We start from the raw sequence: 1,199 nt of genomic DNA, 5'->3' as shown, positions 1-1,199 counted from the left end.
AAGGAAGGGCTGACCACGGACGTCGCCCTACCTGCCTTCACCGTCGCGGGCAGCGGCGCAGGCGGCGTTCAGGTTGACGCCGACCCGACGCAGTACATCGAGCGTCAGTTCCAACTCCTCCGGCGAGATGCCTCGATGGGCAACCTGGGCAATTTCGGATGCGCTGGGCATCATGGTCTGACGCAACGCCCTGCCCTTGTCGGTCAGGAAGATGTTCATCTTGCGTCGGTCGTGACTGTTGCGCACGCGCTGGACGAGGCCCTGGCCTTCCATCACATTGACCGCGGTGACGGTGGTCGGCTCCATCATGCCGACGCGGTGGCTCAATTCCCGCTGGGTCAGGCCGTCTTCCTCCCACAGGGCGCGCAGGAAGAACCATTGCCCCATGCTGACCCCGGACCGCGCGATGCGCGTCTGCAGAGCACGGGCGAAGGCGCGATTCACCTCCCGGACGACGAACGATAACGCCCCGTCGGACGACTCGGACACGTCCTCCGACTCCTCGGGGCGTTCCGGCTCCCACCCCTTGACAGACGCCTCCATACCGACAATCTCTCTGCCATCGTTCACATGCCCACAACCATCCCTGCCACCCGGCATGCATGCCGGGCGGTCGCCTGTCGAAGCGGCGCCGAGGCATTGCATCGATCAGGTCCATGCCGGTCCGGTGACACCACCTTGACACGAATGGGCATGGCTGCGTCGTCCAATCATAACGTGTTGCGTGCAAAGCGCAAATCAATTGCGCAGCCACCAATCGCCGGCATGCAATGATATGCCGCCTCAGAAGCCCCATATCGGCCTCGGGCGAAGCAGAACTCTGACCTTGTGTCTTCGCATCGCGGCCTTGTGTCACGGCCATCTTTCCGCCCACGCCAGCGGCCACCATATCCGCATATGATGCTCGACATGATCATTGCCGATTGAGTGGGTTTTATTTAGCCATTCGTACGGCACCGAACCGCCAAAATGAACATTTTGCTAATTCGCCGACATTTCCATCTTGTCCGCTTGTAACCGCCGCGACCTTTGGTCACACAGGTGAGAGCAGCCCTTCCCTCACGAGCCGTGGATCCGCAATGACCGCCTCGCCGACCCTTCCGTCGTCCCGTACCGTCACCGTCGCCGCCACCCAGATGGCCTGCAGCTGGGATCGTGCCGCCAATGTCGACGGTGTCGAATCGTTGATCCGCGAGGCC

1 protein-coding gene and 1 pseudogene are annotated in these 1,199 nt (G+C 62.2%); one reads left to right on the top strand and one right to left on the bottom strand.

The window, feature by feature from the left end; all coding sequences use genetic code 11:
- Window positions 1-27 precede the first annotated feature (27 nt).
- Window positions 28-543, bottom strand: coding sequence for a MarR family winged helix-turn-helix transcriptional regulator (locus tag I71_RS02880; RefSeq protein WP_042690239.1), 516 nt, complete (start codon window positions 541-543; stop codon window positions 28-30).
- 536 nt (window positions 544-1,079) lie between these two features.
- On the opposite strand from I71_RS02880, the pseudogene I71_RS40940 reads away from it, so the two are divergent.
- A pseudogene (locus I71_RS40940) lies at window positions 1,080-1,199 on the top strand (N-carbamoylputrescine amidase); the annotation flags it as partial.

This window comes from Azospirillum sp. B506, assembly GCF_000333595.1.
Lineage (GTDB): Bacteria > Pseudomonadota > Alphaproteobacteria > Azospirillales > Azospirillaceae > Azospirillum.
This window is presented reverse-complemented; position numbering and strand designations above follow the sequence as displayed.